The organism is Virgibacillus ainsalahensis (genome assembly GCF_055380755.1).
The window spans coordinates 3,089,539-3,115,419 of sequence record NZ_AP043943.1 but is presented as its reverse complement, the minus strand read 5'-3'; the positions used below and the strand labels follow the sequence as shown (position 1 = coordinate 3,115,419).

The window sequence follows — 25,881 nt, the reverse complement described above, 5'->3', positions numbered from 1 at the left end:
TCGCTCTGTTGTACAATAATCTTTTTATTTATAGCTGAGAGAGTAAAGCTCCAGTCACTAGTCTAAAGTGACTGGAGCTTTTTAAATGTCTGTTATTGATAAAAATTGTTTTATATTAAAAATTAAAGTCAACCTCTTTGTCCGTCTGTTTTTCCACGCCTTTCATATAATCAATTCTGCGTTGTGCAGAAGTTTGACTGACCTGCTCATCTGCATGGTAGGAGGATCTTACGAGCGGTCCTGCTTCACAATGGCGGAAGCCTTTTTTTAGAGCGATTTCTTTTAACTCCTCAAATTCATCCGGGTGATAGTAACGCTCGACCATCAAATGCTTTTTCGTCGGTTGCAGGTATTGTCCAATTGTAAGGATGTCTACATCATGCGCTAATAGGTCATCCATAGCCTGAATGATTTCTTCTTTTTCTTCTCCTAGACCAACCATAATGCTGGATTTTGTTGGCGTGTTAGGAGCAATTTCTTTTACCCGCTGCAAGAGTTGCAGTGACCTGTCATACATTGCAATAGCTCTTACTTTTTTCGTCAATCTGCGTACGGTCTCAATATTATGATTGAATATGTCCGGTTCACTATCCATTAGTGTGTGAAGGCTTTCATAATCCCCCTTCATATCGGAAGGAAGAATTTCAATCGTACCACCAGGGTTTTGTTTGCGGATTTCACGAACTGTTTCCGCAAATACTGCTGCGCCGCCATCTTTTAAATCATCACGAGCGACGGCTGTAACGACAGTATGCTTTAATCCCATTACTGCAACAGACTCAGCAACCCGTTTTGGCTCTCCCCAGTCCAGTTCATTAGGCAGACCGGTTTTCACCGCACAAAACCGGCAACCCCGAGTACACGTATCTCCCAAAATCATAAATGTAGCAGTTTTTCGTTCGCTCCAGCATTCATGGATATTTGGGCAGCGTGCTTCTTCACAAACTGTATTTAATTTTTTATCGCGCATTAAGTGTTTAAGCTTTCTGTATGATTCATTGGTGTTGATTTTTGTCTTAAGCCATTCAGGTTTACGTATGTACTCTGCTTGTTTTGCCATTGATTACTCGCTCCTTCGATGTATTATTATTCCATGATTCACTGGCATATTTTACACTTGCTAAATGGTATACTTCTTCCCACATGTCCTTAGATAGTTCTATTGGTTGAAAACTTATATCTAATCCTGTCTGAAATCCTTTTTTGAAAGCAGTTGTCATCATTTCATACGTATGCTGTTTTCCTGTCAGATCGTTGATAGTAGTTGCTTTATTTACAAAGGAATTTCGCTTTCTTTGCCGGATTTTCTCTGACGGGAAATTAAACATATCAAATAACATTTTTGTGTCGATGCTCATAGGTATAGACCCATGCTGCAGAAGGACACCTTTTTTTCTCGTTTGTGCATTTCCCGAGATCTTCTTGCCATCAACAATCATTTCGTAGGATGCTGGGTTTTCAAAGCAAATATCCGTTCTTTCCCTGTTCAATCGCCTTTCTGGCATAGCGAAATCAGCTTGGATACCTAAATTTCTATACCCTTCCAGAACACCCTTTGTTAACACATAGTAGGCTTCTGTTACTGATTTTGGAATCGATGGATCATCTTCTGAGATAACAAGGCTATAGGTAAGTTCATTATCATGTAAAACAGCACTGCCACCGGTTAATCGGCGGACAAATTGGCAGGTATACTTTTCTAGAGCAGTAAAATCAATAGATTTGGCAGTTTTTTGAAAATGCCCGATAGATAGACTTGGTGCTGACCATCCATAAAAGCGCAATGTAGGAGGGATTTCACCTTTGCCATGCCAATTCAGTAAAGATTCATCTAAAGCCATATTTACTGCTGCATCGGCAATTCCACTATCCAAAAAACCCCATTGTTTCTCCACAATTAATCACCTCCGAGAATAAATTTGGACACAAGGGGAGGCATAACACAAACGTGAAATGTTTTAATACGATAATGTTTGGCTTCGTACGATTCTATCTAAAAAAAGACAGCAATTCCTTAAGGTTGCAGTCTTTTTTGGCAGTTAAGAAGTATAAAACTTTCTTACTGCATAAGTGCGGGCTAATTTGTCACAAGGGCTTGGAAAAAGCCAAGTTCTAATATCAACTGCACTTTCCCACGCTAGTATTATCTAATTCGGGTGCAAAGGTCAGAATAATCGCATTCCTCTCAGTCAGTTTTACGGCTCCCTTAGTGCTAATTTTTATACAAATTCCACTTTTATCCTATCTTATAGTTGTCAGAATGTAAAATAATTAACGCTATTTTCGATCTATTATTATTTTTAAGTTAAAGGTAAAAAAAGAAGGGGGAGAAACAAGTATATTCATTTCTCCTGAGAGCTATTAACTCTTTACTTCCTGCTTCAGACTCCTGTTAATTAAATGTTTAACCTCTGCCTCTTTACCTTCATGTAATAAATCAACGATTTTACTGCCCACGATGACACCATCACAATTTTTACTAAGTTCACGTGCTTGCTCGTCATTGGAAACCCCAAAGCCTGCCAGTACAGGAACAGAACTATTCTCTTTTAACATCTTTAGAAATGCTGTTACATCCGTGTGATGTGCTGCACGTGCTCCAGTTGTCCCAACGACGGAAACGGCGTAGAGGAAGCCTTCTGATTTTTTTGCCAGCGTAACTAACCGGGATTTTGGACTTGTCATCGCAGCCAGTTGGATAAAGGCAATATCGTTCTCTTTTAAATGTGCATCAATCAAATTTTCTTCCTCCAGCGGCAGGTCGGGAATGATTACTCCGTCCACTCCGGCCAGTCTGCACGCTTTTGCAAAGTTTTCCACCCCATAAACAAAAATCGGATTAATATATGTCATTAATATAATAGGGATGGAACGATTTTCTTTGAAAGATTGCAGTTTTTCCAGCACCTTTGATAGGGATGTGCCATTTTTTCGTGCGCGAATCCCTGCTTCTTGTATCGTTGGTCCGTCAGCCACAGGATCAGAAAATGGGATTCCCAGTTCAATTGCTGCTGCACCGGATTCTTGGAGGAAAGAAATTCGTTCCTCCAATATATCCAAACCACCGTCACCTGCCATTATATACGGGATGAACAAGTTCTGATTGTCTGCTTGCTTAAGTTGAAAAGCCTGTTCCATTTGTTGTTTACCCATATTAGTTTTCCTCCAATCTGTCTTTTACTTGCTCAACATCCTTATCCCCTCTGCCGGACAGGCAAATAACCAGAGTTTCTTCCTGTTTCATGTCTTTTGCCAGTTTTAATGCATAAGCAACAGCGTGGGCGCTTTCCAGTGCAGGGATAATACCTTCCGTCTTTGAAAGATATTGAAATGCCTCCAAGGCTTCATCATCTGTAATCGATGTATAGGTTACCCGGTCGTTTTCATGTAAATGACTATGTTCTGGTCCTACTCCGGGATAATCAAGTCCTGCTGAGATGGAGAAGGCTTCTTCAATTTGACCATCATCGTCTTGAAGCAGATGTGTGAGTGTTCCATGCAGGACACCAACTTTTCCTCCAGATAATGTAGCTGCATGTTTGTTGGTTGCCAATCCAGCTCCACCTGCCTCAACTCCGAATAATTTTACATGTTCATCTTCAATAAATGGGTGGAACATACCCATTGCATTACTCCCTCCGCCAACACAAGCGACAACGGCATCTGGTAAACTATCAGTCTGATCAATCATCTGCTGTTTTGTTTCCTTGCCGATAACAGATTGAAGGTCACGCACGATTTTTGGAAAGGGGTGTGGTCCGACAACGGAGCCTATAATATAGTGGGTATCATTCACATTGCTTACCCAGTATCGTAAAGCTTCGTTGACAGCATCTTTTAATGTGCCGCTCCCATGGGATACACTGCGAACTTCCGCACCTAATAGCTCCATTCGAAATACATTCAGTTTCTGCCGACGTATGTCTTCTTCCCCCATAAATACGACACATTCAAGCCCCAGCAAGGCACATACAGTTGCGGTGGCGACACCATGCTGACCTGCTCCTGTTTCGGCAACAACTTTTTTCTTGCCCATTCGAAGTGTTAAGAGCGCCTGGCCGATGGTATTGTTTATTTTGTGTGCCCCAGTATGATTTAAATCTTCACGTTTTAAATAAATTTGTGCTCCCCCGAGCTTTTTAGACAGGCTTTTTGCATGGTACAACGGGGTTTTTCTGCCAACATATTGCTTTAAATAATCGTTTAACTCTGAAATGAAATCAGGGTTCTGCATTGCTTCGTCATAGGCTTTTTCCAATTCTATGACGGCAGGCATTAATAATTCAGGAACGAAACGTCCTCCAAATTCACCGTATCTTCCTGTTTCATCTGGTAGGGTATATGTTGTCAATGGACTCATCCTTTCATGTATGTTTTGCATTTCGAATAAATTGTCTGATCTTTTCATGATCCTTTTTTCCATCTGTTTCCACACCGCTTGAGACATCAACTCCAGCAGGATTTACGAGATTGATAGCACCTTGCACATTCTTTGGGGCCAGCCCCCCTGCTAAGATAATTTTTCCTTGATTAATGGATAGACTTTCTATTAGATTCCAGTCAAAAGATGTACCGTTTCCGCCACGATTTTTACCAAAGGGACTATCAAGCAAATAAAAGTCACATGGATACGATTCAATTTTAGAAATTGTGTCTTTATCTACCGGAAAGGCTTTGATAACTTTATAGGGCAGAGCCTCAGCAATTTTAGTGGACTCATCTCCATGTAGCTGAATATAATCCAGACCGACCTGTTCTGCAATTTGCTTCATGTTTTCAGGGGGTTCGTTTACAAATACACCTACTTTCTTAACCGTTGTGGGCAGACTCTTGGCAATTGCTTCAGCCTCAGCAGGTGTGATCTGACGTTTGCTCGGAGCAAAAACAAAACCGATAAAGTCCGCACCTGCCTGAACTGCGGCAGAAGCAGCCTGTTCTGTCCTTATCCCGCAAATCTTCACAAGCATTTGCTTCACACCCCTTTAGTAAGTAGCGGAATTTGCAGCTCCTGGAAGGTCTCTGACAAATTACTTGAGCGCATCAGTGTTTCTCCAACCAAGATGGCATCAGCTCCAAAGTCACGTACACGGGTTACGTCTTCACTGGTTTTTATACCACTTTCACTAATAAGCATTGTTTGCGGGTTTGTTACCATTGCCGCCAGATCCTCTGTTGCTTTGAGGTCGACGTGGAAGGTCTTTAAATTACGATTGTTTATTCCAATGATTTCCGGATCAAGCCGTAGTACCCGTTTCATTTCCTCTTCATTATGAACTTCACAAAGTACTTCGAGATTTTGGTCTTTAGCATATTGATAAAGTTTTTCCAAATCGGCATCCGATAATGCCGCTGCAATTAACAGGATGATATTGGCACCGGCAGCCTTTGCCTGGTCAATTTGGACAGGGTCGATAATAAAATCCTTACACAGAATTGGCAGTTCTACAGCTTCTCTTACTGCTCGTAAATCTTCCATGGATCCATGAAAGAAAGGATTATCAGTTAAAATGGAAATCGCTGCAGCACCTGAATGCTCATACTGTTTTGCCTGTGTCACCGGATCCACATCCATCTTTATTTCACCTTTGGAAGGAGAAGAGCGCTTGATCTCGGAGATTATATTCATATTACTGGAAGAAGCTACTTTTTCCTTGAAAGTCGTTATTTTTTTATCATGCAACGTTTCAAAGGTTTGGGTTTTCAACTGTGTGACTTCTTTTTCTTTTTCAACTAGAATTTTCTCTAATATTGACATTTATAACACCCCGCTTGGAATTTTTTTGCTGTATTCTACCAGTCGTTCTAATTTACTAAGTGCTGCGCCAGACTCAATGCTTTCTTGTGCCATCTCTATTCCGGACTTAATGGTTGTTGCTGTACCGTTCGCAAATAATCCGAGTCCGGCATTGAGGATTGTTGTATCGAAATAGGCACCTTTTTTTCCTTTTAAGACGTTACGCAGGATTTCTGCATTTTCTTTTGCATTACCACCGCGGATTTGTTCATTGGAGTATGTTGGTAATCCGACATCCTCTGAGCTTAAAGTTAAAGCTGTTTGCTTTCCCTGATCAAGGATAATAAGATGATTCTCTCCTGCAAGCGAGGCTTCATCCATATTTCCTGCACCATTTACAATGACAGCGCGCCGTCTTCCTAATTTATTTAGTGCATCGGCCAGCATTGGGAGCAAGTCGCGACGATAAACGCCAATAAACTGGGAATCCAGTTCAATCGGATTTGTCAGTGGCCCAATTGCATTAAAAATTGTTGGCAATCCAAGATCTTTACGAACCTTGGAAAAAGGCTTCAATGCAGCATGAACATGAGGTGCAAACATAAAGGCTATTTTGTTATCCAGTAACATTTCTTCTACATGGTCTTTTGATAAAGATAAGGAAACTCCCAAATGCTCCAATACATCAGCACTGCCGGTTTTACTTGAAATGCTCCGATTTCCGTGTTTTGCCACTGTGACCCCAGCCCCCGCGATGACAAAAGCAGATGTTGTGCTGATATTGAAACTGTAGGATTGATCGCCTCCTGTACCGCAATTATCCATTGCATCTGAAATAAGACTTGTTTTGAATGTGGACTGGGAGCGAATCATTTCAACGATACCGGTGATTTCATCCGAGTTTTCTCCTTTTGCCTGTAAAGCAGTCAGAAATGCAGCAATTTCAGAATCGGTAGCGGACTCAGTAAAGCAATATTTGGTTGCCTCTTTCATTTCATCTACAGTTAAACTCTCACGATTAATTAATTTACTTAAAAATTGTTTCATTTTTTGGGGACTCCTTTCTGATTTCATGTAAAAAGTTTTTAATAAACTCTTTTCCTTCGTTGGTTCCAATCGATTCTGGATGGAACTGTACACCATAAACAGGATAATCACGATGGTTTATTGCCATGATCTCATCATCTTCCAGGGATGAGGAAACAACTTCCAATTGAGATGGCAGTGTATTTCCATCAACGACATACGAATGATAACGCATGACCTCAACGGGACTGGGGAGGTTTTGAAATAAACCAGAGCCATTATGCGATACCAATGAGGTCTTTCCATGTTTAATAAAAGTTGCCGGTTTTAATTGTCCTCCGAATGCTTCAGCGATAATCTGCTGGCCTAAACAAACACCAAAAATCGGGAGCTTATTATGGAAATGTTTTACTGCTTCTATACATATACCGGTTTCCTCAGGTAATCCAGGCCCAGGTGAGATTACCAGTCCTTCCGGTTGAAGATTTTCAATTTCTTTAATAGTGATTTTATCGTTTCTTGCTACTTGAACATCTATCGCTTCTTCTGAAAAATATTGATAAAGATTGTAGGTGAATGAATCATAATTATCCAGTAATAAAATCAATATTATTCACCTCCATGAGAGATTTTGCTTTGTGTAAGGTTTCCGCGTATTCTTTTTCCGGGACGGAATCATAGACAACCCCTGCACCGGTTTGCAGGTACGCACGTTTTTCCTTGATAACAAGAGACCGGATGGCAAGTGCTATATTTAAGTCATGATTGAAATTGATATAGCCAATTCCGCCAGCATATGCCCCGCGCTTTTTGTCTTCAAGGTCGTTAATGATTTGCATTGCCCGGATTTTTGGTGCCCCGGAAACGGTCCCTGCCGGTAAGCATGAGGCCAATGCGTCAATGCTGGTGTAATTTTTGTTTAATTTCCCCGTTACTTCTGAAACGATATGCATCACATGCTGATATTTTTCTATTTTCATATAAGTTGGAATCGTGATACTGCCAACTTCACAGACGCGGCCAAGATCATTTCTGCTCAGGTCAACCAACATCCGGTGCTCGGCAATTTCTTTTTCATCCGTAAGTAATTCCTGTGCTAATGCTTCATCTTCTCGAGGTGAGGTACCGCGCGCACGGGTACCCGCAATTGGATTTGTTACAACTTCATCACCAGTTGTTTGAATCAGGCTCTCCGGGGAGGCCCCTAATACAAGGTAGTCTTCAAAGTCAATATAAAACATATAGGGAGAAGGATTCGCCTTTCGAAGTTTTCGGTAAAAAGAGAAAGGATCTCCATTGATTTCAGCCGTCATTTTTTGGGATAGGACAACTTGGAAAATATCACCCTGCCTGATATGTTTTTTAGCAATCTCTACATTCTTTTTAAATTTTTCTTCTGTTATTTCCGGTTCAAAGCGAACGCTGCTGTTCGTATCCTCTTTTGTATTTGCCTGTGCTTTCAACATATCTTTTAATTGCTGCAGGCGCTCATCTAATACTTCTTCAGGTTGGTTATCAGGGTTTACCGCGACCAAATAGATATTTTCCTTATTGTGATCAAATACAATAATATTTTTATAAAGCATAAAGTGAATGTCGGGCATGTTTAGATCATCCGGTAAAACCTCTCCGATATTCTCATATTGCCTAATGGCATCATATCCAACGTATCCAATCGCACCCCCATAAAAAGGGAGAGGTAAATCTGTATCGATTTTCGGTAATTGCTTTTGAATATAAGGTAGTGCAGCTTCAGAAACATTTTTGGTTGTGCCGGTTTCATGTTTTACATCGGTTGTTTTGCTCCCATATCCAATAATTTCCTGGTAAGGATCTGATCCAATAAATGAATATTTGCCCTTTTTCTCATGTTGAAAGGAGCTTTCCAGCAAAAACTTTTTCTTTCCAGCGATTCGTTTAAAAATTTCAATTGGCGTTAATGTATCTGCATTTTGCTTAATAAACTTACAAGGCAATGTCTTTTTTTCGGTAGTTTTCATGCTTTCCATCCCTTTCTTTCTAAAATAAAAAAGCCCTCTATAAACACATGTAATGTGTTTATAGAGGGCGATTGCAATCGCGGTGCCACCTCAGATTGAAAAGATAAAAGATCTTTTCATCTTATTCGAATACGGAACCTAAGCGAATGTTACAGATCCGATATCCTATCCGTATAACGGCGGATCCCGTGTCTTCCTACTGGTATAACGTTCAGAAAACCTCTCGCAAGTCCATTCAGCATTCCCATCTGTACTGGAATTCCACCACAACCAGCTCTCTGTAACGCTTGGGCAATACTTACTACTCTTACTCAACGATTTTATAATATAAAAATGTGAATACAAAAAATCCCCACATCCAAAAAGGACGGGGGACCGTGGTACCACCTTTATTAGCTGAAAACAGCTCACTTTGGCAATATCAAGCAAAATCGCTTCATATCTGTCTCGTGTAACGATGAGACCTGTTCGCCAAAGCCTACTGCATAATGGTTCGGTTTGGAAGCTCAAAAGTCCATTCATCTACAAAAACACACTGGTTTACACCAACCACCAGCTCTCTGATGTGTTCAAATAGACTACTAATCTTTTTCAACGCTTTTTATCGATTAAGTTATTGTAGTTAATATTAGAATAATTTGAAATGAAAGTCAAGGATTATTTTGAAAAAGATCCAATATGTTTTGTCGAAGGCTCATTCCTTAAGGTGCATCAACTTAGAGAGTACGTCACATTTTATAAAAATAGCAACAAACTGTGCGAAAAGGAATGATTAAAAGTAACAATCCTTAATAAAAAATGTCGAAAAAATAATTGGGGTTCATCATTTCCCGGGAAATATCGACATATGCTTAAAAATATGTAAAAAAGGAAATGGTAAAGTAGAGGTGATAAAATGCCGATAGAAGTCTATATACGAATTGGCCTTTCCATTGTGATCCTGATTGCCATTATCATTATCCTCGTCCGATTTAAACGAAGGAAATCAGAGGGGAACCCCCGGGACTCTCTTCAACTTATGAAAGAGCGGTTAGAAAAAGGAGAAATTACACAGGAAGAATATGATGAAGCAAAAAGGAAACGCGGGAAATAAATGAATGGAGCTGTCCTCGTTTGGGTCAGTTCCTTTATTAATTCACCAGGGGAGAAAGTATAAGCTTTCTTACCATATAACCATAAGTCTGTTTGTGTTTTTTAGTAAGTTAGGTAATAATTTCTGAGATTTCACTTCTATATACAGGCAGGTTTATGCTATTTTTAATATATAGCTTTTATACTTGTATAATGTATTTTAGTATTTGTTATAGAATTTAAGTTATCTGCGAATTTATTCATTGGTTTCTAGTAATAAACGAGAAAATTTTTAAGGAAAGGGTGTTACATATGACAAAGAAAAAAGTTGGCATCATTTTTGGTGGAAAATCTGCGGAACATGAGGTTTCCCTGCAATCTGCCAAAAATATTGTGGAAGCAATTGATAAAGATAAATATGAGCCTGTATTGATTGGAATTGATAAACAGGGAAAATGGCATTTGAATGATCAACGTTCATATTTACTACATGCTGAAAACCCAAAGCTTATTCAATTAAATAAGTCGAATGATAAAATTGCTCTCGTACCGGGGCAATCTACGAATCAATTAATTCATGCGGTTAATGCAGATACAATGGATCAACTGGATGTAGTCTTTCCGATTGTGCATGGAACACTTGGGGAGGATGGGAGTTTGCAGGGCATGCTTCGTACAGCGAATCTGCCTTTTGTAGGTCCAAGTGTTCTCAGTTCTTCTATATGCATGGATAAAGATATTGCGAAAAGACTGCTAAAAGAGGCAGGTATCAATGTGGCAAAAGGTTTGGCATTTACAAGAGCAAAAAAAGATAAGATTGATTATGATGAAGCAGTGGCCTATTTAGGAACACCAATGTTTATTAAACCAGCAAATCAAGGTTCTTCTGTCGGTGTAAGTAAGGTATCTACAAAAAAAGAATTTGAAGCTGGGATAACATCAGCTTTTCAATACGATCATAAGCTTATTATTGAAGAAAATCTTGTCGGTCGTGAAATCGAATGCTCTGTTCTTGGAAATGAAGACCCAAAGGCTTCTCTGCCGGGTGAAATATTGCCGCAAACCGAATTTTATTCCTATGAATCTAAATATATTGATGAAAAAGGAGCAGAATTGGCCATTCCGGCTAATCTTTCGGAAGAAGTAACAAAACGGATGCAAAAAGTAGCTGTGGAAGCCTTTGAGACACTTCAGTGTGAAGGTTTGGCAAGGGTTGATTTCTTTCTGACAGAAGAAGAAAGGATTTATGTAAACGAAGTAAACACACTTCCAGGATTTACAAAAATAAGCATGTACCCCAAATTATGGGAAGCAAGTGGTATATCCTATCCGGATTTGATCAATCGTTTGATTGAACTTGCCATGGAACGTCATCATAACGATAGTAAGCTTAAAAGTACCGTATGGGATGACTAATATGATGTGAAACTATATTCAATGAGGGGTTACTACTCCTAAGAAAACACCACCAAATGTTTATTTGACATTTGGCGGTGTTTTTCTAACCTTCGAACCGTGTAAATTTATCTGATACTTTTATTCTATCTTTTGAAATTGGCTTTTCATCAAAATATCCCATATGAATGAAACCAACGATTTTTTCATTCTCACCAACTTTTAAGAGATCTTTTACTTGTGGGTCATAGATATGCGGATTGGTTTTCCATACAACACCAAGCTGTATTTCCCATGCCAACAGCCAGAAATTTTGGAGCATTGCTGCGGTAGCACCAAAGTTTTCATCCTGGACTTTTGGTATGTCCCCCTCTTCCATAACTACAACTAAAATGGCGTTTGGTTCATTTAGATAGTCTTCACGATTTTGCTGTCTTTCTTCTGGATAGGTTGCCGCCACCTTTTTAGCAAAAGCGGGCAGTTTATCAGCATCAACAAAAATAAACCTCCACGGCTCTCGCATTCCATGAGTTGGAGCCCAAATGGCAACATCCAGCAATTCCCGGATGGTTTCTTCTGTTACTTTTTTATTATTATAGCCTTTTTTAACCGCACGACGGTCACGGATAAGCTTTGCGAGTTCTGTTTGCTGTTTTTCTTCCATCATTTCAATTTCCCCCTCAGCCTAAATATATCTGTAAAGTCAAATTGATAAGTATTATCAATTAAATTGTAGCCGATTGGCGATGGAAACGCAACTGTATAAGGAATTGGCGTAGATTGGTATAATTAAAGGTTATCAGACAAAAAGAGCCTTCTCCATAGAAAAAGCTCATTGATAGTAATAAAAATATTTAAAGGACTGTACGCCGCACTATAGACTGAACCACCTGAATTCATCATTATGATGCAGGGGAATTTCCCTCCATCTATTGTTCCAGTAAATAGCCTGCGATCTTTAATGCTTCGCAGGCTTCATCAAGCTGTTCCTCTGTATCGGCCTCGATTGTATGCAAATGAACGCCTTCTGTAAGTCGCGACAAGAGTGTTGCCTGAGTGTTTTTCATTTTATCGAGATAAGCATCAACATCACGCCGGTTCTTCAGCATTAGAGAGCCGGTAAGATCTCCATAAATCGGATGTTCCACCACCACATTCTGTATGGAAACACCATGGTCTACGAGGGTATATAATTCATCTGCAGTGTCCTCAGAGCGGTGACAAACAGCAATAATCTTTTTGATTTTGTCCGTTTCATTCCGATCGTTAAAATAAACATAACCTCGTGATGTGGCGATGATGGGTTCACCCTTGGCCTTCAATAGGGAGACATCCTGAACGATTACTTGCCGGCTGACATGTGTCCTCTCAGCAAGTGCCTTCCCTGCCAATGGCTCAATGCTGTCCTTCAGCCAGGATAAAATTAAATGTCTTCTTTCTTCCCCTAATATTTTATTGCCTTCTTCGTTCACTTGTAGAACCTCCTTAGAAAACTTGCCGTATCGACAAGTCAGTAAGCCTTGGTTGACTTACAGGTAAGAAAGTTTTGTACTTTCCTATCTGCCAACAGATTTTTGCTAAAAAATAGCTGTTCCTTCTGTATAAAAGCTATATTCAGTATACCAAATTCTATTCGTTCGTACATCAGCGCCCTCTTTTAATCAAAAAATATGTTGCATTTTTAAATTACATATGTAAATATATGTGTAAAGACATCAGGAAGTATATTTATTTTTTGATTACCTAAACTGATTTTCATCATGTTCAACTTTTCACGAGATGAGGTGTAATTGTTATGAAAAAAAAGTCGAAATACATTTGGGGGATTATCATTATTCTATTAATTTTCCTTGCTTTTATCCTTCCCTATACAATCCTTTCAGGGATCCAAACCTGGTACGGCAGCTTCCTCTTATGGGGGATTATCGGTGTACTCATTATTATAGCTAATATTATGGTCACAAGGGATTGGGGAGAATAAAAATATGGATACAAATTTGGTAGTTTGGGGAATTTCAATTTACATTGCACTCGCAATAGGTATAGCCTTTTTGTCACGACGCGGGAACAGGGGGGATATGGCAGGATATTTCCTTGGTGGAAGGAAAATGAATGGTATTCTTTCCGCGTTAAGCTATAGTGCCACAACATACAGTGCATTTATGATGGTAGGTTTGGCAGGGTTGACCTATCAAGGGGGCGTAGGGGCACTCGGTTTTGAAATCATTTATTTTACCGGCGTTTCCCTTATCGCATTATTTGGTCCGCGTTTTTGGCTTGCCGGAAAGAAATACGGATATGTAACACCTTCAGAAATGGTCGGGGACCGCTATGAAAGCAAAAAGGCGGCATCAGCCATTGCACTTGCCAATTGTTTATTTCTAATACCCTATAGTGCGGTTCAACTCGCTGGAGTTGGCTATCTCTTGCAAGGCATCACAAATAATGTGATCCCTTTTACAACAGGTGTAATAATTGCGACCGTATTAGCAATTTTCTTTAGCTATGTAGCCGGAATCCGTTCTATCGTTTGGACGGACTCGCTTCAGGCTGTCTTTATGGTAATTACCTCTACGATTGTCGTACTATTGGTGATTGATGGCCTGGGCGGCTTTGGAAAATTTTTCAATACATTGCAGACGGATCATCCAGAGATGCTTTCCGTTCCTGGTAATGGTTATTTTGACTTCCTGACATTCCTTGGAATGACATTGCCATGGTTTTTCTTTAGCTTGTCTAATCCACAGGTTAGTCAGCGAATGTTCATGCCAGCTTCATTAAAAGGGTTACGGCAAATGTTAATTGGTTTTCTTATATTTGGTTTCATTTATACATTTGTCTCTGTCTTTTGGGGATTTTCAGCTTTCCAAATGTTCCCGGATCTTTCCACGGCAGATTTGGCAACTCCAATGTTGTTGTCTTCTGACCTTGTTCCGCCTATTCTGGGAGTTATTGTAATGGTCAGTATCTTAGCTGCAGCTGTTTCAACGATTGATTCGATTTTGCTTACTTTATCATCCATGTTTGCCCGTGATGTATACGGGAATTTAAAAAAAGAACCGAATGATGCCGAACAACTGCGAGTCGGAAAAATAGTCATTCCTGTAATAGCAATATTAGCATTTGCATTTGCAGAACTGGAATTGAACTTAATTGCTGTGCTTTCTGTAGCGGCATCTTCTGGCCTGGTTGTTGTCGTTCCAGCTTTATTCGGTACATTCTTTTGGAAGCGTGGAACCGCAGCAGGTGTCATCTCCAGTGTCTCTATTGGGGCAATTCTTGTTTTCATTCTGGAGTTTACCGGTCTAAAACCACTTGGCTTAGCCTCCGGTATCTGGGGGCTGATCATCTCAAGTTTTCTTTTCATTGTAGTAAGCCTGCTGACAATAGCACCAAAGCAAAAAGCTTCTGAATTCATAGGCTATCTAAATGCAGAGCTGAGTAAAAATAAAAGAAGTAATTAAATGCCATTTTTCAAACTTGCAAAAATTGGCCGTCCCACATGGGATGGCCAATTTTTTAGCAGTTAAGAAAGACTATTTTACGATGTAAGTCCGAGTTAAGGTTTGCTGGAAAGCCAAGTTTTCTAAGCTTTCACCAGTTAATGTGATAAAAATCACTTTAACTGGCGATGAACTTGTTTATAATTAGGCTGTTGATTATTGAACAGGAAGAGGAATTTCACTATTAATATAGATATTTTTTCATATTTACTTGCGATGGAAATAATAGTACAATTTTGTGAAAATAAGGAATCTGAAATAATTGGAAGGAGCATGTGACAATGCGAACCTTTTTCATTAGTGATATCCATGGCAATTTTTGTTCATTTAAGAAGCTGATTGATCATGTGAAGTTAAATCCTGAAGAAGACCGGCTTATAGTAGGTGGGGATATGATAAATCGGGGTCCGAGAAGTGCACAGGTCCTGCAATGGGTAAAAGAACATACGAACAAATACCCTGAAAACATTCATGTGATTATAGGAAATCATGAAGAGATGATGATTTGGTTTATGAAGGAGCTTTCCCCGATATGGATGGAGTTTGGCGGGGATGAGACAGTTAAAAGCTTTAAGAGCGTATATGGTGATGAAAATGGGTGGGGGGTTGCTGAAGATTACGCGTTTTGGCTGGAGACCCTGCCACTCATTTATGAAGATGAATATGCGATTTATGTACATGCAGGATTAGAAATTCTTGCTGAGAAAAAAGAACAACCTCGTGATATTGTTTGGATGAACAAAAAAGAATTATTAGAGGTTAGTGAACGTAAATGGAATCACTGGAGTAATGGTAAATTTATCTATCGCGGTCATAACCCGCACTCCACGGTTCATTTGGATGGCTGGTTTATCCATTGTGATTTAGGAAGTGGAATATTTGATGGAGATAGTGCTGCTCTTGCATTGGTGGAGGTGACGCAAAATCGTTATTTCCGGTGCTCGACAGATGGAGAAGTGACTGTACATGATATTGTTGGAATGGAAAAAGATTCACATGCATCTGGTTAATCATATCTAAAGTTTATAATAATCATACACAGGGGGATAGACCTGTGTATTTTGATTTTCAAGAAGCAGGGGTGTTAAGAAAATGAATAAGCTGATTGAGGAGGCACTGCGTAAAGCAGGTGATTCTACTGCGGTAACACGTGTTAAGCAAATACAAGGTGGATCGATTAATGATAGTCTTTTCGTTCAAACCAAAAAAGAAAAATACTTTATAAAACACCATACCGATGCACCAGAAGATTTCTTTAAATTGGAAGAAGAGGGTCTTAGAAATATACAGAACACGAATTCTATAGATGTACCGGAAGTTTTGGCATATTCTGATGATAAAGGAAAAGGTTTTCTAATAATGGAATGGGTAGAAGGTGAAAAAACCACCGATACGGACAGAATGCTTGGAGAGAGAATTGCAAAACTGCATCAGACGGCTGGAAAAGAGCATGGTTTTAAAAATGATACATTCATTGGTGTGCTTCCACAGCCAAATGGCCTGTTCAACAGTTGGCTGGAATATTATCGTGACCAGAGGCTGGGTGCCCAGTTGGATCAGGGAATTAGACAAAAAAGTATTGCCAGGAAACGCAAAGAAAAGCTGGAAAAGCTCTTGACTCAATTAGGTCGATGGGTTCCGCAAAATGTTGTCCCTTCTTATTTGCATGGTGATTTATGGGGAGGAAATTGGCTTGTTGGCAGGGAGGGAGTGCCTTATGTGATAGATCCTTCCTTTTTATATGGGGATAGGCATTTCGAATTGGCTTTTACTGAGTTGTTTGGTGGATTTTCGAGTGCATTTTATCAGGCCTATGAAACGCAATTTCCTCTCGATGAAAATTATGAGGAAGTAAAGCCACTGTACCAGCTTTATTATCTTCTTGTTCATTTAAATATGTTTGGAGAGGCGTATGGTCCAAGTGTTGATATGATTTTAGACCGCTATGTCGGTAATTAGTATATGGATTCACAAATCTGTTGTAAATCCTTCAATTAGTGTGCGATATGTCACAAACTGAAAGGCTCGTTGGTGTATGATTGATTTGTATCTATTTTCAGGAGGCATGCACCATGTCATTTTATGAACTGCTCGTATTTATTCATATTTTTTCTGCAATAATTGGGATGGGGCCGGGTTTCGTAATGATTTATATAGTGACTAAAGCAACGAAGATGTTGGAATTGAAGCATGCGTATGTTATTCGTACCCGGCTGCATATTTTTACAATGGTTGGTGGGACACTGCTATTAATTACTGGTTTGTGGATGGGTTTTATCAATACATATTTATTCACACAAGGGTGGTACATTACTAGCCTGGTACTGTTTCTTATCGCTTTAGCTTTTGGACCATTCATCTTGTCGCCGCGTTCCAAACCAATTAAAGCATTGCTAAAAAATTATGAAGGGGAAGAGATTCCACCCGAATATTATACACTATCCAAAGATCTGTTTTTTTATGAACGGATTGAAAATGTGATTTTTCTTGTGGTAATTGCACTGATGATCCTAAAACCTTTTTAGACAAAAATGAGCGCATCGCTTTGGTGATGCGCTATAATTCATGTTAAATTTTTCTTTTCAGCAGGCCTGCAATGATTGCGGTGATGATACCATCCATACAGGAAACTATATCTTATGTTTAAAGTTAGTGAAAATAGGCAATCTATTATTGCAAAAATACCTTTTTCATGATATAGTCATAAAAATTTAGGAAAGGAGAGGATTTTAATGAAAAGAGTGACCCTGGAACAGATATTTACACATCCAATTACACAAAAGTATCTAAAGCGGTCCGGTGTGGCACATGCAATTGCAGTAGCCGAGTATGCTTATATATTTGCCAGAAAGTTCGAGGTTAATCCGGATTCGGCTGTTAAAGCGGCACTTCTGCATGATGTTGGCCATTACACCTGGTACCGTGATGGGGAATGGGATTATGAGCTTTATAAGGAAAATGATATCCATGCAATCAAAGGGGCCAGCCGCGCACATAAGCTATTGATTCGAATTGGTGAGGACCGTCAGACCGCAAAGGAAATTGCAGTAGCGATTTTGCTTCATACGGATTCCTATTTACCTGAAGGCGAACTGAAGTTAAAACCATTGCAACAGGTTGTGACACTTGCAGATGAGGCTGATGAGGAAACAGGCGGAAACCATCATTATAAATCAATCGAAGACCATGTAGCAATTGAGCGGATTCGGGCGCTGGACATACAAATTGAAAAGGAAGAAAATGAAACGGGTAATAACAGATATTCCTATATTAACCTCTAATATCCCCCTCGACTGGCAATCCTGCCCTCTGTACATGTACATGCAATTATAAGGCAGGTGTACATAATGAATAATTTTAATGAAAAAAGACACAGTTATAAACGTGCGCCTTTCACTCCAGATTAATTATTTTTTATCTTTCTTCTTCTTTTCATCCTCAAACTCATCTGTGGAAACATCCATTTGAGGATCACTTCTTTCAAAGTCACTGCGTTTTCCATAACGAATCAGGTCATACAATACTCTGCCAACACTTGGCTGACCATCCGGATAATACAGTGGCACTGCATCCATTAGAATAAAGTAAAATGTATAAAAGATAAACCTGTTCCAGAACTCTTCCATTCCCAACATGCCATTAGCAAGTAAAAAGTTAATTGTAAGTGCTACAATCAAATTGGCTAATAAAGGAGAAGAGTAGAGTAAAATGTGTCCCAGTTTGGTGTCATTTCTAAGTTCATCATAGGAACACCAGCTATACATGAAAAAATATTTTCTTATTTCATAAATTGAAAAATTCCATAGATGTGGACCGGAACCAATGGTTATTTTTACATCTTTCGCTCCAAGAAGTTTACAAGCAATAAAAAAACCCGATTCACGTATAATCGATACAATCGGAAAAATGATAAAGATAGATAAGATTAATGAAAATAAATCTAATAAACCAAACATATTAATTCACCCTAGATATATCGAACATGTTATGTATTTTATTATACCCGGATTAGCATTATTGAAACGTTAGAAAACTTCGCTTCCGAGCTAAACTTATATCATGAGAAACTTAGCCCGGAATGATGCAGTGTGATCGTTTAAACTTTGTATGAAAATAACTGTTATTAATAGAACCGGAAAAATCATTCAGTATAACTACCAGAATCAATATTATACGTTTTTCTGGTTGGCACTTTAACGTCACAGTTGATATAAAAGACGAAGTAACTGCTGGGTTGATTTCCGCTGCGGACCGTTGCGCACCTTAGGGCACGGCTTCAGCCTCCTCGCGGAAAATCACCGCTGCGGGGTCTTCAGCTCGTGCTGTTCCTGCTGGAGTCAACGGTCCTCCGCTCCAATCAACGATCACATAAGTGCTTAATGAAGTTGTAATGCACATATCAGCGAAGGAAATATACGGAGACTCCTGCGGGAACAGTGGCCAGAGTGAGACCCCGCAGAACGGAGTTCGAGGAGGCTCACGGGTCACCCGCGGAAAGCGTAGTATATTTCCGCAGCGGTTAAAAAGCACCAACCATAATTTCAAGTTACTTCGTTATTTATATCTATTGTGTCAAAAGCAACAGATCTTTTGATGGGACGAGTAATCGCAGTCCCAGATCTTTTGATGGGACGAGTAATCGCAGTCCCAGATCTTTTGATGGGACGAGTAATCGCAGCCCCAGATCTTTTAGAAAACAGGCGGCATGCTCTTAGTCGCCATGTTGGTTTCTTAACTGCCTAAAAAAACCTGCTCAAATTGAACAGGTTTTTAGAATTTAGATTGCTCCCAGATACTTTTCGAATGTAATGCCCTGTGACATGATTTCATTGGCAGCTTTTTCTCCGACATAACGTAGATGCCAAGGTTCATACTGGTACTCTGTTATTTCTTCTTTCCCCTCTGGGTATCTTATTATGAATCCGAATGTTGCTGCATTTTCTTTAACCCATTTCCCCTCATCCGTATCACCGAAATTAGTGTTTAATTGGTAATTGATATCAGCGCTTGTTACATCCATGGTTAAGCCTGTTTGATGCTCGCTTTCTCCGGGACGTGCACTGAATGTATTAGCCGCTTTTTCACCATGTTGGTCTACATAAGAAGCAAAAAGGATTTCCTGTCTTTCATAAGAACGATAACCAGATTGTGCAAACAGAACAAGTCCCTCTTCTTCTGCTTCCTGAAACATTTCTTCCAGTGCATCTGCTGCAACTTTACGCATCTGTTTCTTTGGTAATTCCTCGGTAAAAGGGAATTTCACATCTGGAATGACCATGTCCTCAGGCATGTAATCAGCAGGCAATGCATGGCTTTTATTCACTAATGAAAGTTGGTCGTAAGGATTTGCCAGGACGGGTGTGCCGGATTCTGTTGTACTTACTTCAACATCTTGGGGAATCCCGGCCCCTGGTTCTATTTCATTAGCTGTTGAAAGAACTTCATCCATGGCGATTTTTGTATCCTGTTTGTATACACCAAGTGCCAATAGGTCTTCATGCTGAAATTGAAAATCCGTTACTGCCCATGTTGTTGCCTCGCCAAAGGTTCCATCTATTGGAATGGAGTAACCAATTTCATTTAAAGCCTCCTGCAGATGTTGAACATTTTCTCCCTCATCCAGTTTTTGTAATTCTGCTTCAGGGAATGTTATAGCAGTTTTATCTGTTTCTGACTCAGATGAACCTGATAGCTCAGATGTTGCGTCACTGCTCGCATCCTGAGGATCCTTTTCATCTGTATTTTCGGTGGAGCATGCTGTTATAAAAAATAGTAGCATTACCATTGCAAAGCTTACTCGTATTCTCTTTTTAGACATAATGATTCGCTCCCTGTAAATTATACACATTTATGACAAACCGATTAACATTTTCTCATAGAATTGTTCAGGGAAGCAATAAGTTCGTTCGGTGGAAGCGAGTATATTTTCCTCTGCGGTCTTTATGTGTTTTCAAAATGATTATTTTGCTTCCAGCAACTTACAAATCTCTACAATTACATTTGTTGCCTTTTCCATATTGTCTACTGAAATATATTCAAATTTTCCGTGGAAATTTTCTCCTCCTGTGAAGAGGTTGGGTGTCGGCAATCCTTTATAGGAGAGCTGGGATCCATCTGTGCCACCGCGTACCGGCTTAATCACTGCTTCGATATGCAGTTTTTCCATCGCCTGTTGGGCAATATCCACGATTTCTTTTACCGGTTCAATTTTTTCCCGCATGTTATAGTATTGATCCTGCATCTCCAACTGGACACTGTTCTCTCCGTACTTTTCAGTCATTTCATTTACGAATTTTTCGACGTTCTCTTTTCTCGACAGGAAGTTTTCTTTGTCAAAATCCCGGATGATATAAATAGCCTGTGTGCTTTCCACATCCCCATTAACCGAGATTAAATGATAGAAACCTTCGTATTTCTCGGTATGTTCCGGTGCTTCCTGCTCCGGGAATTTTCCGATGAATTCTGCTGCCATTTTCCCGGCGTTAACCATTTTGTTCTTTGCAGTGCCTGGGTGCACACTGTTGCCTTTAAATGTAACCCTGGCTACAGCGGCATTGAAACTTTCATATTGTAACTCACCCAATGGGCCGCCATCAACGGTATAGGCATATTTTGCATCAAATCGTTCCACATCAAATTTATGGGGGCCGCGACCAATTTCCTCATCAGGTGTAAATGCAACACGTACTTTTCCATGCTTGATTTCCGGGTGTTTGATTAAATAATCCATTGCTGTCATAATTTCTGCAATTCCTGCTTTATTGTCTGCCCCGAGTAGGGTTGTTCCATCTGTTGTAATTAATGTATGTCCTTTGTAGCCTGGAAGCTCAGGGAAATCCTTCGCAGACAAGACAACATCTAACTCTTTATTCAGTGTCAGATCATTCCCGTCAAAGTTTTCAATAATTTGCGGGTTTACATTATTACCGGTGAAGTCAGTAGCCGTATCCAAATGGGCCATGAAACCGATGGTCGGGACATTTTTTTCTGTGTTGGAAGGCAGTGTTGCCATGACGTATCCATGATCATCAACTACAGCATCTTCCATCCCGATTTCCTTTAATTCATCTATCAGTAAATTTGCCAATTCAAACTGGCCGTCGGTAGTAGGAGTGGTATCAAAATCTCCATTGGATTGTGTATCGATTTTTGCGTATGTAGTAAAACGTCTGATTATATCGTTTTTCATCTTGTAATCTCTCCCTTCGTTCCTTTCATATCGTATCACAAACTATATCGAGTCACGAAATAATTTAATAGGAAAAAAACCAATATTAATGAATATATATAAATTAAAACGATGGGCTTTGCATATTGTATTGCATCGGTTAGAATTGTCAGTAATAACAGAAAATAAAGCAGGCATAATTTTATATATAAAAACAAGTTCAAAATAGAAGATAGCAAAAGAGATTTCTTTATGGATGCTAATTCGCTCGAAGCGTATGTGATGAATAAATTACTGGAGGGATAACATGTCTTATTTAATCAGTGTGAACCGATTGAAAAATCGCCTGGAAAATAACCAGGATAATACTGTAATTGTGGATGTGAGATTTGAACTTACCGATCCGGATGCTGGAAGAAAAATGTACCTGGAAAGTCATCTTCCAGGTGCGGTTTATATGGATTTAGAAAAGGACTTATCAGGTAAGGCAGAAAAACATGGTGGAAATCATCCACTGCCGGATATGGAAATGTTTGCAGCGAAGGTTGGTAATATTGGTATTAATCATGAAACAACGGTTGTTATCTATGATCAGGCAAACGATATGTATGGGGCAAGATTATGGTGGCTCCTCGATTACTTAGGGCATGAAAAAGTATACATCTTGGATGGGGGCTATACACGTTGGATTACAGAAGGGAATGAAGTTACCGACAGGATCCCGGAATTGGAGGCAAAGAATTTTCAGCCCATTTTCCGAAACAACCAGGTTGCTGACATAGAAGAAGTGAAAGAAAAGCTGGAAAAAGACGAGGCAATGTTAATCGATTCCCGTTCAAAGGAAAGGTATTTAGGAAAGTCGGAACCAATGTACGTAAAAGCCGGACACATACCAGGAGCTAAAAACTTCTTCTGGAAGGATGTCTTGACAAAAGATGGGGTATGGAAAAAGAACGGAGAGCTTCAGGAACACTTTGCATCTATACCAAAAGAACGTGAAATTATTGTTTCTTGCGGATCAGGTATATCAGCATGCCCGAATGTACTGGCATTAAAAGCCGCTGGTTATACCAATGTGAAACTGTACCCAGGCAGTTTCAGTGATTGGATTTCCTATGAAGAAAATAAAGTGGAGAAGAAAGAAGCTTAGCGGATGGGTATAAAACGTTGTGAATGGGTCACAGAAGACCCAATATATATAAAATATCATGATCATGAATGGGGCCGGGCAACCCATGATGATCGTATGCTATTTGAAATGCTGTCCCTGGAGGGAGCTCAAGCTGGATTGAGTTGGATAACAATACTTAAAAGACGTGAAAACTATCGTGAGGCTTTTGATTATTTTGATCCAGTTGCTGTCAGTGCATACGGGGAGCAGAAGATAGAAGAACTTTTGCAAAATGAAGGGATTATACGCAATAAACTTAAAATCCGCTCCGTTATTACAAATGCGCAAAGCTTTCTAAAGGTGCAGGAGGAATTCGGAAGTTTTGACAGGTATATTTGGCAATTTGTAGATGGAGAGCCGATTTTAAATGACTGGGAGACCCACGGACAAGTGCCGGCTTTGACGAAGGAATCAGAGCAAATGAGCAAGGATTTAAAAAAACGCGGGTTCAAATTTGTCGGTCCGACGATTTGTTATGCATTTATGCAGGCAACAGGAATGGTGAATGATCATACAAAGGATTGTTTTCTGGCAGCTAAGTAATGGATGCCCTAGCACAGAGGCGAAGCCGTTATCCGATTATTTATCGGATTGAAGAACGACCCAAAGCAGAAGAGAAACTCTTATTCGGTCTTAATAGATTAATATCCTTCATTTCTCTTTTACAATTAGACTTCAACTTAGCAATAAGAATAGCATACCAATCACGATGTGATTTGGTATGCTATTCAACTTGTTAATTCAGTTTATCTCCATCAAAAGTGAACCACTTACCAAAAGGGGGCAGCTTTTTTCTTTTTACCCCTTGTAATCAGGCTGGTGTATCTAGTAAAATACCAAATTGTGTGTGTGTCAACATACAATATATTTCTACAGGTGATTTACATGGTTTACTCAGCTTTTCTGGAGAAAGAAAAAAATAAAGATGAATTAAAACAGGAACTGGATACATTGGAAATCCAGCTTTTCCGTATGCAAAACAATATTAAAGAAATCGCTAAAAGATCTGAAATTATCAGTATTGACCAGGCAAGGGATGCTAACTGGGTTGTAATCTTTGCCGACCGCGGGAAAGAGACCTTTCAAATCATGCTTCATGATTGCGCAAAACCTTATCGTGGAGCTTGGGACTCTGCGATTCAAGCACAATATAAAGATCAGCATACGATTCATATTGCTGATATTAAAGGTAAGGAAAATAAAGGATACGGCTCTGTTTTAATGAAACATTTAAAAGAGGTTGCGCGAGAAGAGAATGTTCAGTATATTACTGGAGATATCGCTAAAAGAGACTATAATCATGTTAATCGGTTAAATTATTTTTACTGCAAACATGATTTTAAGGTGAGTATTGACCACGATGAGCAATGTGGCGAAATTGTCTGGAATGTTGCCACAAGTGGTGAATCATTGTTGCAGAAAGTATAACGTTAAGAAACACGGCTATCAAAAAGCAAGGGAAAAAATATAAGCATCAGAAAAAGGTATAATAATCAAAAGCTTCCTTTTACAGAGTGGTAGCAGATTAGCGAATTACCCAAAAACCCGCTCAACAGCAGCTTTGTAGTCATGGAAATAACGAGGTATTTCCGTATCGTCCAAGCCAATAGCCATATTGGCAGCAACAGATTCGTTATACCATTTTTGTTTTTCAAACCCTGCATTAAAATGTTGCCATACGATATCGCCTTGTTCAGCAAGATCCTTTTCCAGGCCGAGGAGATTGTCTAATTTATCTGCAACAATCAGATACTTTATTTCCTTTTCGGCATCCTTGATTGTATTTATGGTATGCTGTTTTCTTTCCTGCCACGATTTTGATTTATCTTCTGTGTGGCCAGAGACCAATTCAGCCACTCTCCTGCCAAACATCGCTTTGATATCCTCTAATTCGTAAGGGGTATCTTCGACCACATCATGCAGGTAGCCCGCGCAGATGAGTTCATCAGAGAAGTTATATTTTTCAAGTCTTTTGGCGACCCGAGTCGGGTGGGTGATATAAGGTACATTGGAGCATTTCCTTTTCTGTCCCTCATGTGCCTTTTCCGCAAATTTTTTGGCCTGCTGTTTCAAAAGATTCCCCTCCATGGATATTTTTTGTTTACGTCAATCTATACCATCTTTTAAGCATTTAAACAAGTAATTCTATTCGTCGTTGAGAAAGCATAATTTTTTTTATTACATCGGTTCGGGCTAAGGTTTGGTGAAAAACCGATTTTTTTTAAAAAACAGTTAGGAAACCAACATGGCGACTAAGAGCATCTTTAATAAAAACAGCTAATGTAACCAGAAGCTATTCTCTAAAAAATTGGGCCTGCGATTACTCGCCCCACCAAAAGATCTGTTGCTTTTGACACAAAAGATATAAAAGACGAAGTAACTTGAAATTATGGTTGGTGCGATTACTCGCTACGGAAATACACTACGCTTTCCGCGGGTGACCCGTGAGCCTCCTCGAACTCCGTTCTGCGGGGTCTCACTCTGGCCACTGTTCCCGCAGGAGGCTCCGTGTATTTCCTTCGCTGATATGTGCATGGCAACTTCATCTAAACACTTAAAATTGCTTAATTATATAATAAACATAGTAATGCACTTTTAAAATAGTTGATTGGAGCGGAGGACCGTTGACTCCTGCGGGAAAAGCAACAGCTGAAGATCCCGCAGGAAGTGGTTTTTGCTTCCGAGGAAGCTGAAGCGTTGCCCGCGGAAATCGACATAGCAGTTACGTCGTCTTATATATCAAATGCGACGTTAAAGGGCAACAAAATTTTACTAAGAGAGCCAACCGGAAAAAGGTATAATCTTGGGTTCGT

At 39.6% G+C, this 25,881-nt stretch carries 27 protein-coding genes, 1 riboswitch and 2 other annotated features; of the genes, 12 read left to right on the top strand and 15 right to left on the bottom strand.

What is annotated here, in order from left to right:
* Positions 1-115: 115 nt before the first annotated feature.
* The 9 genes from lipA to trpE form a co-directional block, all read right to left on the bottom strand.
* Entirely contained in the window at positions 116-1,060 is a 945-nt protein-coding gene (gene lipA, locus ACZ427_RS15350; RefSeq protein WP_461176958.1) for a lipoyl synthase, read from the bottom strand.
* A complete protein-coding gene (locus ACZ427_RS15345) occupies positions 1,032-1,895 on the bottom strand; it encodes a lipoate--protein ligase family protein (protein WP_461176957.1) in 864 nt (287 codons plus the stop codon). Before ACZ427_RS15345 ends, lipA begins: the two co-directional genes overlap by 29 nt.
* Positions 1,896-2,112: 217 nt before the next feature.
* A riboswitch (TPP riboswitch) is annotated at positions 2,113-2,218 on the bottom strand.
* 143 nt (positions 2,219-2,361) lie between these two features.
* On the bottom strand, positions 2,362-3,153 hold the full coding sequence (gene trpA, locus ACZ427_RS15340; protein WP_461176956.1) for a tryptophan synthase subunit alpha: 792 nt from the start codon (positions 3,151-3,153) through the stop codon (positions 2,362-2,364).
* A 1-nt stretch (position 3,154) separates the two neighbouring features.
* Positions 3,155-4,351 carry a tryptophan synthase subunit beta gene (gene trpB, locus ACZ427_RS15335; RefSeq protein ID WP_461177066.1) on the bottom strand — a complete coding sequence of 399 codons (1,197 nt, stop codon included), beginning with the start codon at positions 4,349-4,351 and terminating at the stop codon, positions 3,155-3,157.
* A gap of 13 nt (positions 4,352-4,364) precedes the next feature.
* The gene (locus ACZ427_RS15330; protein WP_461176955.1) at positions 4,365-4,967 is read right to left on the bottom strand and encodes a phosphoribosylanthranilate isomerase; all 603 of its coding nucleotides are present in this window, start codon (positions 4,965-4,967) and stop codon (positions 4,365-4,367) included.
* A gap of 5 nt (positions 4,968-4,972) precedes the next feature.
* Complete coding sequence (gene trpC, locus ACZ427_RS15325; protein ID WP_461176954.1) at positions 4,973-5,755, bottom strand: indole-3-glycerol phosphate synthase TrpC; 783 nt, start codon at positions 5,753-5,755, stop codon at positions 4,973-4,975.
* On the bottom strand, positions 5,756-6,781 hold the full coding sequence (gene trpD, locus ACZ427_RS15320) for an anthranilate phosphoribosyltransferase (RefSeq protein WP_461176953.1): 1,026 nt from the start codon (positions 6,779-6,781) through the stop codon (positions 5,756-5,758).
* Positions 6,762-7,367, bottom strand: coding sequence for an anthranilate synthase component II (locus tag ACZ427_RS15315; RefSeq protein ID WP_461176952.1), 606 nt, complete (start codon positions 7,365-7,367; stop codon positions 6,762-6,764). The genes trpD and ACZ427_RS15315 overlap by 20 nt, the downstream gene beginning before the upstream one ends.
* Positions 7,348-8,760, bottom strand: coding sequence for an anthranilate synthase component I (gene trpE / locus ACZ427_RS15310; protein WP_461176951.1), 1,413 nt, complete (start codon positions 8,758-8,760; stop codon positions 7,348-7,350). The genes ACZ427_RS15315 and trpE overlap by 20 nt, the downstream gene beginning before the upstream one ends.
* A 60-nt stretch (positions 8,761-8,820) precedes the next feature.
* Positions 8,821-9,084: a binding site (T-box leader), on the bottom strand.
* Positions 9,085-9,120: 36 nt separating this feature from the next.
* Positions 9,121-9,364: a binding site (T-box leader), on the bottom strand.
* A 291-nt stretch (positions 9,365-9,655) separates the two neighbouring features.
* Here trpE and ACZ427_RS15305 point away from each other — a divergent pair.
* Positions 9,656-9,853: an SHOCT domain-containing protein gene (locus ACZ427_RS15305; protein ID WP_461176950.1), complete on the top strand. Its 198-nt coding sequence runs from the start codon at positions 9,656-9,658 to the stop codon at positions 9,851-9,853.
* 290 nt (positions 9,854-10,143) lie between these two features.
* A complete protein-coding gene (gene ddlA / locus ACZ427_RS15300; protein WP_461176949.1) occupies positions 10,144-11,247 on the top strand; it encodes a D-alanine--D-alanine ligase in 1,104 nt (367 codons plus the stop codon).
* Between the two features lie 85 nt (positions 11,248-11,332).
* Here the strand turns inward: ddlA and ACZ427_RS15295 are convergent, their stop codons facing one another.
* Together ACZ427_RS15295 and ACZ427_RS15290 are read right to left on the bottom strand one after the other, a co-directional pair.
* The gene (locus ACZ427_RS15295) at positions 11,333-11,893 is read right to left on the bottom strand and encodes a nitroreductase family protein (protein WP_461176948.1); all 561 of its coding nucleotides are present in this window, start codon (positions 11,891-11,893) and stop codon (positions 11,333-11,335) included.
* Between the two features lie 262 nt (positions 11,894-12,155).
* Complete coding sequence (locus ACZ427_RS15290) at positions 12,156-12,698, bottom strand: transcription repressor NadR (protein ID WP_461176947.1); 543 nt, start codon at positions 12,696-12,698, stop codon at positions 12,156-12,158.
* 323 nt (positions 12,699-13,021) lie between these two features.
* Between ACZ427_RS15290 and ACZ427_RS15285 the strand changes: the two genes are divergently transcribed.
* The 6 genes from ACZ427_RS15285 to ACZ427_RS15260 all read left to right on the top strand — a co-directional run bounded on the left by ACZ427_RS15285 (position 13,022) and on the right by ACZ427_RS15260 (position 18,010).
* Positions 13,022-13,207, top strand: coding sequence for a hypothetical protein (locus ACZ427_RS15285; RefSeq protein ID WP_461176946.1), 186 nt, complete (start codon positions 13,022-13,024; stop codon positions 13,205-13,207).
* 4 nt (positions 13,208-13,211) lie between these two features.
* Positions 13,212-14,690, top strand: a complete 1,479-nt coding sequence (locus tag ACZ427_RS15280; protein WP_461176945.1) for a sodium:solute symporter family protein — start codon at positions 13,212-13,214, stop codon at positions 14,688-14,690.
* Positions 14,691-15,010: 320 nt separating this feature from the next.
* Complete coding sequence (locus ACZ427_RS15275; protein WP_461176944.1) at positions 15,011-15,739, top strand: metallophosphoesterase; 729 nt, start codon at positions 15,011-15,013, stop codon at positions 15,737-15,739.
* 82 nt (positions 15,740-15,821) lie between these two features.
* The gene (locus tag ACZ427_RS15270) at positions 15,822-16,688 is read left to right on the top strand and encodes a fructosamine kinase family protein (RefSeq protein WP_461176943.1); all 867 of its coding nucleotides are present in this window, start codon (positions 15,822-15,824) and stop codon (positions 16,686-16,688) included.
* Between the two features lie 113 nt (positions 16,689-16,801).
* Positions 16,802-17,254 (top strand): DUF2269 family protein, encoded by a 453-nt coding sequence (locus tag ACZ427_RS15265; protein WP_461176942.1) that lies wholly within the window; start codon positions 16,802-16,804, stop codon positions 17,252-17,254.
* A 207-nt stretch (positions 17,255-17,461) separates the two neighbouring features.
* A complete protein-coding gene (locus ACZ427_RS15260; protein WP_461176941.1) occupies positions 17,462-18,010 on the top strand; it encodes an HD domain-containing protein in 549 nt (182 codons plus the stop codon).
* A 126-nt stretch (positions 18,011-18,136) separates the two neighbouring features.
* Here the strand turns inward: ACZ427_RS15260 and ACZ427_RS15255 are convergent, their stop codons facing one another.
* Positions 18,137-18,685, bottom strand: a complete 549-nt coding sequence (locus ACZ427_RS15255) for a hypothetical protein (RefSeq protein WP_461176940.1) — start codon at positions 18,683-18,685, stop codon at positions 18,137-18,139.
* A gap of 613 nt (positions 18,686-19,298) precedes the next feature.
* On the opposite strand from ACZ427_RS15255, the gene ACZ427_RS15250 reads away from it, so the two are divergent.
* Positions 19,299-19,472, top strand: coding sequence for a hypothetical protein (locus tag ACZ427_RS15250; protein ID WP_464883454.1), 174 nt, complete (start codon positions 19,299-19,301; stop codon positions 19,470-19,472).
* Positions 19,473-19,506: 34 nt separating this feature from the next.
* Here the strand turns inward: ACZ427_RS15250 and ACZ427_RS15245 are convergent, their stop codons facing one another.
* Positions 19,507-20,547 carry a D-alanyl-D-alanine carboxypeptidase family protein gene (locus ACZ427_RS15245; protein WP_461176939.1) on the bottom strand — a complete coding sequence of 347 codons (1,041 nt, stop codon included), beginning with the start codon at positions 20,545-20,547 and terminating at the stop codon, positions 19,507-19,509.
* Between the two features lie 141 nt (positions 20,548-20,688).
* Positions 20,689-21,918 (bottom strand): peptidase T, encoded by a 1,230-nt coding sequence (pepT, locus tag ACZ427_RS15240; protein WP_461176938.1) that lies wholly within the window; start codon positions 21,916-21,918, stop codon positions 20,689-20,691.
* 286 nt (positions 21,919-22,204) lie between these two features.
* Between pepT and ACZ427_RS15235 the strand changes: the two genes are divergently transcribed.
* The 3 genes from ACZ427_RS15235 to ACZ427_RS15225 all read left to right on the top strand — a co-directional run bounded on the left by ACZ427_RS15235 (position 22,205) and on the right by ACZ427_RS15225 (position 24,496).
* Complete coding sequence (locus ACZ427_RS15235; protein ID WP_461176937.1) at positions 22,205-23,047, top strand: sulfurtransferase; 843 nt, start codon at positions 22,205-22,207, stop codon at positions 23,045-23,047.
* Between the two features lie 3 nt (positions 23,048-23,050).
* Positions 23,051-23,611 carry a DNA-3-methyladenine glycosylase I gene (locus tag ACZ427_RS15230; protein ID WP_461176936.1) on the top strand — a complete coding sequence of 187 codons (561 nt, stop codon included), beginning with the start codon at positions 23,051-23,053 and terminating at the stop codon, positions 23,609-23,611.
* Between the two features lie 342 nt (positions 23,612-23,953).
* Complete coding sequence (locus tag ACZ427_RS15225; protein WP_461176935.1) at positions 23,954-24,496, top strand: hypothetical protein; 543 nt, start codon at positions 23,954-23,956, stop codon at positions 24,494-24,496.
* 105 nt (positions 24,497-24,601) lie between these two features.
* Here the strand turns inward: ACZ427_RS15225 and ACZ427_RS15220 are convergent, their stop codons facing one another.
* Entirely contained in the window at positions 24,602-25,141 is a 540-nt protein-coding gene (locus ACZ427_RS15220; protein WP_461176934.1) for an HD domain-containing protein, read from the bottom strand.
* Positions 25,142-25,881 lie beyond the last annotated feature (740 nt).

Coding starts and splice junctions, on each gene's coding strand:
- trpE (WP_461176951.1), bottom strand. CDS start 8,760: ATGAAAACTACCGAAAAAAAGACATTGCCTTGTAAGTTTATTAAGCAA.
- trpA (WP_461176956.1), bottom strand. CDS start 3,153: ATGGGTAAACAACAAATGGAACAGGCTTTTCAACTTAAGCAAGCAGAC.
- ACZ427_RS15330 (WP_461176955.1), bottom strand. CDS start 4,967: ATGCTTGTGAAGATTTGCGGGATAAGGACAGAACAGGCTGCTTCTGCC.
- lipA (WP_461176958.1), bottom strand. CDS start 1,060: ATGGCAAAACAAGCAGAGTACATACGTAAACCTGAATGGCTTAAGACA.
- ACZ427_RS15230 (WP_461176936.1), top strand. CDS start 23,051: ATGGGTATAAAACGTTGTGAATGGGTCACAGAAGACCCAATATATATA.
- trpC (WP_461176954.1), bottom strand. CDS start 5,755: ATGTCAATATTAGAGAAAATTCTAGTTGAAAAAGAAAAAGAAGTCACA.
- ACZ427_RS15295 (WP_461176948.1), bottom strand. CDS start 11,893: ATGATGGAAGAAAAACAGCAAACAGAACTCGCAAAGCTTATCCGTGAC.
- ddlA (WP_461176949.1), top strand. CDS start 10,144: ATGACAAAGAAAAAAGTTGGCATCATTTTTGGTGGAAAATCTGCGGAA.
- trpD (WP_461176953.1), bottom strand. CDS start 6,781: ATGAAACAATTTTTAAGTAAATTAATTAATCGTGAGAGTTTAACTGTA.
- ACZ427_RS15285 (WP_461176946.1), top strand. CDS start 13,022: ATGAAAAAAAAGTCGAAATACATTTGGGGGATTATCATTATTCTATTA.
- ACZ427_RS15260 (WP_461176941.1), top strand. CDS start 17,462: ATGAAAAGAGTGACCCTGGAACAGATATTTACACATCCAATTACACAA.
- ACZ427_RS15235 (WP_461176937.1), top strand. CDS start 22,205: ATGTCTTATTTAATCAGTGTGAACCGATTGAAAAATCGCCTGGAAAAT.
- ACZ427_RS15245 (WP_461176939.1), bottom strand. CDS start 20,547: ATGTCTAAAAAGAGAATACGAGTAAGCTTTGCAATGGTAATGCTACTA.
- ACZ427_RS15270 (WP_461176943.1), top strand. CDS start 15,822: ATGAATAAGCTGATTGAGGAGGCACTGCGTAAAGCAGGTGATTCTACT.
- ACZ427_RS15280 (WP_461176945.1), top strand. CDS start 13,212: ATGGATACAAATTTGGTAGTTTGGGGAATTTCAATTTACATTGCACTC.
- ACZ427_RS15305 (WP_461176950.1), top strand. CDS start 9,656: ATGCCGATAGAAGTCTATATACGAATTGGCCTTTCCATTGTGATCCTG.
- ACZ427_RS15275 (WP_461176944.1), top strand. CDS start 15,011: ATGCGAACCTTTTTCATTAGTGATATCCATGGCAATTTTTGTTCATTT.
- ACZ427_RS15255 (WP_461176940.1), bottom strand. CDS start 18,685: ATGTTTGGTTTATTAGATTTATTTTCATTAATCTTATCTATCTTTATC.
- ACZ427_RS15265 (WP_461176942.1), top strand. CDS start 16,802: ATGTCATTTTATGAACTGCTCGTATTTATTCATATTTTTTCTGCAATA.
- ACZ427_RS15225 (WP_461176935.1), top strand. CDS start 23,954: ATGGTTTACTCAGCTTTTCTGGAGAAAGAAAAAAATAAAGATGAATTA.
- pepT (WP_461176938.1), bottom strand. CDS start 21,918: ATGAAAAACGATATAATCAGACGTTTTACTACATACGCAAAAATCGAT.